This window comes from Aquiflexum sp. (assembly GCF_041749095.1).
Lineage (GTDB): Bacteria > Bacteroidota > Bacteroidia > Cytophagales > Cyclobacteriaceae > Aquiflexum.
The window spans coordinates 1-9030 of the sequence record NZ_JBGTCA010000305.1; the positions used below are offsets into that span (position 1 = coordinate 1).

Consider the following 9030-nt stretch of genomic DNA (forward strand, 5'->3'; position numbering starts at 1 on the left):
CATAGTAGTAAAGGTAAAAAATAACCCTAAAAACACCGCGGGACACCCAAATCGTGACTAACAATCCAGTGTTTTCAAGGATCCTAGAGGGTCATGTCTCGTAACCGCACAAAACAGGAAAATCGTTAAGTCTAAGTGCCGCAGGTATAAAATTAATTTCAAGTCAGTGATTGATGATAAAAGAGCCGCGATTTTTTTGAGTATTGATAGTCAATAGTCAAATATCTAAAATAACATCAAAACTTTGAAACTTAAGAAGAGCGAGAATTCCTTTTCAACGAGGGATCAACATTTTCCGTTTGTCTCATTCATTTTGACCCATTTGAGGTAACCTATTGCTGTAATTGTTGCAAAAATATTTACTAGCAACGCTATTCCTAGGTACAATCTATAAAAAACTATCGGTGATACTGATCAAGGTGGTTTTGAAGTTTGTGTGTCTTCATAGTTCCTGGATAAATCTTATACACGTAGCATTTACCAAAGGAGGCTTGAAGGATGATAATCAGATTCAACTTGCAGGATTATCTTTTTATCTTCCCAAGGCCTCAAGAAATTTATCTTTATTCCTTCTGGACACAGGTACCTTGTCTCCATTAGTCATCAGAGCGAATCCCCCATCATCTTTGCTAAATTTTCTTAAATACATGGTGTTGAGGATATGAGATTGATGTGGTCTTAAAAAATCAGGATTTGGCAGTATATCTTCAAAAAAACGCAGATTGTGTGAGGCCAAGATGCGCTTTCTATCAATAAGGAAGACATGCGTGAAGTTTCCGACACTTTGAATACGCATAATCTCTTTTAATTGAATATAAACTAGACCGTCGCCCATGGATAGTGCGATACGTTGAAGGGATTTTGCAGCAGTAGCGTTGATAAGATTGTCTATTTGTGACTGAATGAATTGTTGGTTGGTATTATGTTGGGCCTTTTGAACGGCGGCGACCAATTCATCAGGATGAACTGGTTTGAGTAGATAGTCTAATGCATTGTATTTAAACGCTTTAATAGCAAAAGCGTCAAATGCAGTGCAAAAAATAACATTGAAATGTACGGGTTGTATCTTGTCCAGTAAATCGAACCCTGTACCATCTTCCATTTCCACGTCAAGGAACAAAATATCAGGCTGCTCACGCTGGAGCATCAGCACACCCTCTGCCACACTATCGGCTTCTCCGATCACTGCAGCATCAGGGAAGGATTTTTTCAACAATTTTCGAATAATATCCCTCGCAGATGGTTCGTCGTCTATAATGCCGATCCTGAGATGCATCTCTTGGTGATTTATTTACGTAAAAATAGTCATTTAATGTATCTTTGGCAAAAGTATCTTCATATTATTATCCAATACATACAAATATTAATTATTTGCATATTATGGTCCTTCCGTCTGGAAGCGCAACTTCCCGTGTGGAAGAATTTTACGGCCAGTGACGGATTACCAGGGAATGAAATATTTGAAATCTTGTCAGACCCGCAAGGGCATCTATGGTTTGTAGGAGATCAGGGAATATGCCGGTTCAACGGGTATTCCTTTGTGCGCCCGGTGGACACTAGTGCTGCAAGGGGAACCGAGGCCTTTTTACCTATCGTAGATTCCAAAGGAAGAATTTGGTTTACGCGTTTGGACGGTAGTGTGTGGAAGATTGAAAATGACACCGTAAAAAGTTGGAAATTTAATCCTGTCATTAAGCCCTATTTAGAAAAATTTAAACCAGTTGAATCATTAAGCATTTCAGAAAATGGAGATGTTTGGTTAGCGATATACGGACTTGGTTTTTTGGTTGTACAACCCAATGGCCAACATCGGATTTTACCGGAGCCATCCAAACCTTCCCTGCCTTTCTCAAATACAGGAGGTAAATTAATTTACACTTACCAGTCTGCAGGTATCACAATCAGTCCCGCCATTTCTTTTCCGGTCGTATCTCTTCAGAACACCCCATTTCCCAATATTTCGTGTTTGTTCAAACACCATCATTATCGAGGTATTTGGATGTTGCGCAATGGCGATATATGGCTGAGTTGTCAGGACTCCTCTTACATGATTCGCAACGGGAATATCCTGTGGCAAATCTCAACCACCATGTATACGCATAAATTAGTTGAAACACGTGAAGGTAAATTGTTGCATGCCTCCCATATCGTGGAGAGTCCCGGACTTCACGCTTTTGATTCACCTGAACACCTCCGAACGGGCGTGGGAATAAATTTGCTACCCGGGCAACAGGTAACCTATGTTCTTATCGACAAGGAAGGTGGCTGGTGGGCCTCTACCCTTCGCAACGGTGTGTTCTATGCAAGAAATCCCGGTGCCGTGATTTTTCATGAGACGAAAAACCTGTCATCAGAGAATATCACATGCCTCACTACAGACGGTGTCTCTACAGTTTACGCCGGAATGGGAAACGGTCACCTATTTGCGGTTGACAGTCGTACTGAAAAGGTTTTTTCATTACCTCAGCCTTCATTGAGCTCCGGCGAGGTCAAATCCCTTCATTATGATCAAGCGCATCAACGCTTATATTGTAGTGAGCTTCTCCATTTCTTTGAAAAAAATGGATGGCAACTTGTCTTAGGAGAAGATTCTCCTAAGGGTTTTATGGCCAAATCCATTAGCAAGGGATCGGATGCACACACTTTGTGGGTCAGTAGCAGCTACGGCTTCTCACGAATAGACACTAAAAAGAACAGTGGAGAGCGCATGGGTATGAAAATTCATTCCCAATTGCTAGAAAGAACCTTTGATGTTACCACTGACCCAAAGGGCAATATTTGGGTGGCTACTTTATCCGGCCTGAAACTATGGAAGGATAGCATTTACATCGAACCGCCCTGGCATCATCCCGCCCTCCGGTTTCAGCCACGGGATATTGCTATACTTCCTGATGGAGGGATGGCCATCAGCCTCTCCGGTGCAGGACTTCTGATAAGAAATCCGGATGGGGAGTTAACTCAACTCACAGAACGAGATGGCTTGAATTCCGATTTTATCACTAAATTGTATGTTAGTCCTGAAGGAGACCTCTATACGTGTTCCTATAGTGGCATCAACAGAATCAGATCTGATGGCGACAGTGGATGGAATATTTTATCCATTGATTCCAAAAAGGGCTTACCATCCAACCATGTGAAAGATATAGTCTCCTTAAATGACGAACTCTGGGTGGCCACCGATGCCGGTTTGGTGCGACTTCGCAATCTTCCCGAGCCTATTACTATGCCAGCCCCGCTACTGGAGGATTTGCTGGTAAATAACATCAGGAGGGTATATACACAAGGAATGAACCTTTCCTATGACGAAAACAATGTGCTAATAAGGTTTTATGCTCTGCATTTCCGATCAGCAGGATATATCCCCTACCGATACAGGTTGAATGGAGTGGATACGGCTTATACACATGCCACAACGAGGGAAGTCCATTATGCACGACTGTCTCCAGGTATATATGCGTTCGAGGTCCAGGCTCAAAATGAGGATGGAGAATGGGGCAAGACTTCGATCTGGTCATTCCAGATAATCCCTGCCTGGTGGGATACCGTATGGTTCAGGTTTGTAGCGATTGTGTGCCTCCTTTTGGGTACAGGTCTATTGTTTTATCTCCGATTTCAGAAACGCCATAAGGAGGCTCTTTTAAAAGAAAAAATAAGGGAAATGGAATCCGCTGCTTTGAGGGCACAGATGAATCCTCATTTTATCTTTAATTGCCTGGGCAGTATTCAGCATTTCATTTCCGAAAATGATCCCGATAGCGCCATGCGGTATCTAGCCAATTTTGCTCGACTGGTGCGTTTGGCCCTACATAGCTCCGTGGATGGTGTACACACCCTTAGGGAAGAGGTAGAAATGCTCGAACATTACCTTACCCTTGAGCAACTGAGGTTTCGCAACAAATTTACATTCGCCATAAAGGTAGATTCTGACCTTAATTCAGACGACATTTCCCTGCCCCCTTTGCTGGTGCAGCCTTTTGTAGAAAATGCCATCCTTCACGGGATGAAAAACAAAACAAAAAATGGTCGAATATCGATACACTTATTTATTAAGGATGGCTACCTGAACGTCCAAGTTTGTGACAACGGACCTGGACTCCACCCGGATGGGACTATCCCTGTTTCAAATCGAAAATCCATAGGAATGATGCTCACAGAACGCCGGCTGGCACTATTGGCAGGAAAGGCTAGCGGTTCCTCTTTTCAAATAGAGAATATCGTGGGATCGGATGGATCAGTGTTGGGAACCAAAGTGGTAGTGAAGGTATCTTTAGGGGAATTGGCTCAAAATAAATTTAAGCCATAGGAGGTGATGCATAACAGCAGTGTATTTTACCGAATATCATTAAAGATCAACCGAATATCATTTAAAAAGAAATCCTTATTTAGGAAATACCATATTTGCAGGAAAGCACATTTTTTCATTTACTTAAAAAACATTCCTAATGAAAAGTAGCTCCACTTCTTTTTTTTATAGTATTGGTTGTCTGATTCTTTTTCAGGTAGTCGTCCTCTCCACCGCCAATGCACAAGGGTGTAATTTAAAAACAGGTGTGTTAGCCTTTGCCTGTACTGAAGGTACCAGTCTCAGTTATGAGGATGGTATTGATTGTTATTCAGAGATTCGGATGATCCTGGATGCGGGTACATTTTATGAATGGACTGCCAATGCAGCCGATGGATGGATTGTGGAGCAGGTAGCGCCCAGCGAGCTATTGGTCACCCATATGAATGGCACCTTCCCTTCCGGCGATCATACCATGGTGGATTTCCTTTATTACACACCGGGTGGCGCCCCCGCGCAACTCATTCTTCTTTATCCCGATGAGTGCGTTATGGAAGGATGCGAGAACCAACACACATTACCTGGATGTGGTGAAGGTTGTATTACAGGTACTGTGTATCGGGAGTGTGCTGATGAGCCATTATCGAACCAACTTACACTGGACGGATTTCTAGTTGAACTATTCGATGAAATGGGAAATATCATCTCGGAATACACCACAGGTTCTGATGGTGCTTATTCCACATGTAATCTTCCTCCAGGCAATTATGTGGTTCGGGCGACCAGAGATCCGGGCTGGACACCAAAAGTACCTCCCACAGGCATGTATGCTGTGGAGCTTACACCGGGAATGGATCTGGTTCGCGATTTTGGCAGTTGTCCATCCTGCACATGTGATGATTTGGAAATCATCTTACAACAGGAAATAACGGAAAATGATACAGCTTTCCTTAACCTTTATCTCTACTATAGCGAATATCCTCCATGCGTGTTTCGATATGAACTCACTCTTGACTCCGGGGAAATTATCGGCATTGAACACATACCCGATGGATGGGAAGCGGAGATTATAAATCCTCAGCTAGCGGTATTACAACAATCAGAGTCATTCGATGATTGGACCACCTTTGTATTCCATAGAGGAAGGGTGGCTATTGACTATGGAATCAAGGAAAAGGGCATCAAGGCGACAGTCCGATTAATCGGTGACGGCAATCAACCTCCCGAGCCGGTTTGCATTGATTCCATCATCATCGAAGATCCCACTAAATTCAAGCAATTGACGTGCTGCCCGGAGGGATCTATCCTTGGCGCAGAACTTGTTCTAAACGGTGAATTTTTAGTAGTTCAGGCTCCTGCTTCCGATTACAGTTATTTGCCTTATCCCAATTATCCCGGAGAAATTGCCATTGTCAATCATGTTACTTCCCCTTATTGGCTCCAAATAAGTAAAAATGGAGGGCCATTCGATCACTTTCTTGCGGTGAATGGAAGCACTAACCAGGGACAGGCAGTTTGGAAACAGCAGGTGACCGGACTACTTGGTGAGAAAGATTACAACTTTTGCGGGTTGTTCAATAATTTATTCAAATCTAATCTTAATGCCGATGATCCGGTTATTGAACTGGTAATTCAAGATGACATTTCTTCTTCTAAATGGTCCTCCGGGTTAATACTCCTTCCGGAAAACCCGGATATATGGGAAAAACTTTCGGTAGCTTGGACGACTCCAGCAGTGACGTCACCATCCTACACACTCAAAATTCTTTCCCATGGTACTAATCCCTTTGGCAATGATTTTGGGGTGGACTGTATTAGCTTCAGGGAATGTATCGCCCCTCCAAAGGACACTTGCTGCAAGGACAATCAGGCATTTTGCGACGACCTGGAGGCAGGAATCGTATTCTCTGCCGATTTCTGCAAGGTCACTATGGATCTAGGCGCACTTTTACCTTGTTACGCGATTGAATGGGTGGACTGGGGGCAAGGACCTGAATATGGTCCTTGGACGCCTTCCACATTCCCTCGACCCATGCACACATTTTCAGGAAATGGCACGTATCCCATTTCCTATCTGGCCATAGCGTACAATGACTCGAATTTTATCTGTTTGGAGAAAGTGATAATGGATACGATCACTGTTCAATGTGAGCCCTGCATATGTAATGTGCCCAATATGTCCATCACGACCAACCTGGAAAGCTTCCAGATGTTCTGTTCTCCTGGAGTACCAACGCCTATGCTTCCTTGCCCGGCCAGTGAGGTGAATATTACTGGTTTTTTTGGTTGTGAAACGGCATCCGGTGCATTGTGTGATGAAACAGTTGTTAACTACCTCCTGACAGGTCCTAACGGGATTGTAGATCAGGGCGTAACAACGCCTTTCCCATCCTTGACCTATTCCGTAAGCCAGATCGGTGCTCCTGGAACATATACGCTAACAGTAAGTACACTTTGTCCCGGCCAAATAGATTCTTGTGAATGCACACTTCAATGGATTCAAGAGGATTGTGATACCTGTTACTGTGGCGGATTCACAGATATGTTCATCCGCACACCCCAAGGCGCCATGAACATAGCCATCGCTTGTGGCGATCCGCCCCTGACAATCGCCTGTCCGGATCCGGGTAAAGGATTTCATCTCACCGGTGTGTTCGACTGTATCGGAGGAGCCTGCCCGTCCGATCACCAGATTGATTGGACGTTGACACACCAGAGTTTGGGAACAACCCATACAGGTGGATTTCAGGATAATGATCCCTATTTTGGCATACATATTTTGCCGACGTACATCTCCCAGCCGGGAATATATACGCTAACGATGACAGGTTATTGTAATGGGGATACCTGCGTTTGTGAAGTGCAGTTTGTTATAGATTGTCCGGACTTATGTCCATGTGATATGGAGGATATCCTTGCATTGTCAGCCAATGTTGACAAAGGTTTTGCGGTAGCCTTGGCCAATAAATCCTGCAAGGCTTGTTTTTCACCCTTGGCAGTCAGTGATTGCGAAACCGTAGAGTGGTATGTCGGCTCCACTTCGGGTACACCAATAGGGACAAGTATTGGAGCCCAGACCTTTTGTTTTACTTTTCCCTTCTCAGGAACCTACACGATTTATATGGTCGTTACGCGGTTGAAACCGGATGGAACGCTTTGTGAGGCATTTGTCTATTCAAAGACAATTACAGTTTCCTGTATAAAATCGTGGGACTGTGCCCATTCGATATGGCCAAATCCGGGCTTCAGCGAAGGTGCCGTGGCTTGCATGACTGGTGCAGATGGCGAATCCGAAGGATGGGTTGGAGAGGGTCCTTCCTTAGCCGTGCTCGAGGGGGTCGAAGGATCTGATGATGCATGGTCGGTGTTGCTAACAGGATGCTATTTTACTTCGGATCGACTTGCTGCCATAAAACCCGTTTGCACAAGCAGAGAGGATAAGGGGACGCTTGTCTTGAGGATTAGATCTTCAACACCAAATGCATGTTGTGCAAGCTGTAGACCTCCATTACCATCAAAAATTGGCAATAAATTAATCATTACTATAGATGATGGTCAAAATGTAGGCTGTAAAGCACAAAAAGGTTGCCTTTGTATTGCTGAGATCGAAGACCTCTTCCCGATCGAGGACGATGACTGGTACGATGTGTACATTCCCTATGACTTAAGTGAGTGGGAGCCTACAGATTCCTGTGGAGATGAATCTTTGGGATCACCTGCTCGGCTGAATATTTGGATGTCTAATATGCTAAGCTCGGACCAAGGGGATGGCAATGTCAGAGATGCGGTCATCATTGACCATATTTGTATGGGAGGCACATTGGTTGGAACAGATAATCCTCCTTCATCCCTTGGATATCGTCTCTTCCCAAATCCCACTTTGGATGCATTCCGGATTGAGCTTCCGTATCCAGCAATGCCGAACACTAGCATGCATGTAATCGGGCTCACGGGTCAAATTTTACTGAATCAGCTTATACCCGAAGGCATTTTAGATCATGTTGTAAATGCCGGCTCGCTTGCACCCGGTATGTATTTCGTTGAAGTGATCCAGAATGGCAAGAGAGCAGCGGTTTTTAAGGTAGTGAAGCAATAACCCTGGCGACAGCTTTAGACGTTATCCCTCCCAGAATTTATTTTATGGGAGTGGTTCAATATGGAAAATTATTCGTTTTTAAACGTATATTACGGTAATATGCGTTTAAAAACGTTTAGACGAATTACAGGTATTTAGAACTCTTCATTTTTTTATAGTAGATCTTTATTAATGGTCATGTCTTTGTCCTGATCCACTTTTTAGAATAAATTCGCTACTGATCAAATAAGCCCCTTCTGTTACAACAATTTCACCAAGTTGAAGACCTGATAAGATTTCAATCCAGTGATTATTTTCTGCTCCTGTTTCAACCATACGTTGCTCAAATGTATTGTCGTGTGCTAATATCCACACAGTTTTCATTTTCTCTAATAGCACAGCCGATTTAGGAACTGCTATCACTTTTGCGGATGATATTTCAGGCATAACTGTAACCTGAGTTCCAGGAATGAGTTTGCCCCCTGAATTGTTCACTTTGATTTTAAGTAAGTAAATTCTAGCACCATTTTCAATTACAGGGTTGTAATAAACTATTTTGCCTTTATAAATTGCTTCAGGATTACTCTCGCTATAAACTTGAAATGATTTACTTTTTGTTATATCTACAATTTCGTTGGAATATATCTGTGCGTCTACCCAAACCTGTTTTAAA

4 protein-coding genes are annotated in these 9030 nt (G+C 43.3%); 2 read left to right on the forward strand and 2 right to left on the reverse strand.

The genetic code is table 11. The features are described 5' to 3' along the window. Positions 1-532: 532 nt before the first annotated feature. Positions 533-1276, reverse strand: coding sequence for a LytR/AlgR family response regulator transcription factor (locus ACEW8O_RS13975; RefSeq protein WP_373495243.1), 744 nt, complete (start codon positions 1274-1276; stop codon positions 533-535). 135 nt (positions 1277-1411) lie between these two features. On the opposite strand from ACEW8O_RS13975, the gene ACEW8O_RS13980 reads away from it, so the two are divergent. Beyond that, positions 1412-4303: a histidine kinase gene (locus ACEW8O_RS13980; RefSeq protein WP_373495244.1), complete on the forward strand. Its 2892-nt coding sequence runs from the start codon at positions 1412-1414 to the stop codon at positions 4301-4303. 139 nt (positions 4304-4442) lie between these two features. Continuing rightward, positions 4443-8378 (forward strand): T9SS type A sorting domain-containing protein, encoded by a 3936-nt coding sequence (locus tag ACEW8O_RS13985; RefSeq protein WP_373495245.1) that lies wholly within the window; start codon positions 4443-4445, stop codon positions 8376-8378. Between the two features lie 168 nt (positions 8379-8546). On the opposite strand, the gene ACEW8O_RS13990 is transcribed toward ACEW8O_RS13985, so the two are convergent. Continuing rightward, positions 8547-9030 (reverse strand): efflux RND transporter periplasmic adaptor subunit (locus ACEW8O_RS13990; protein WP_373495246.1); only part of this gene is annotated, 484 nt, incomplete at its 5' end.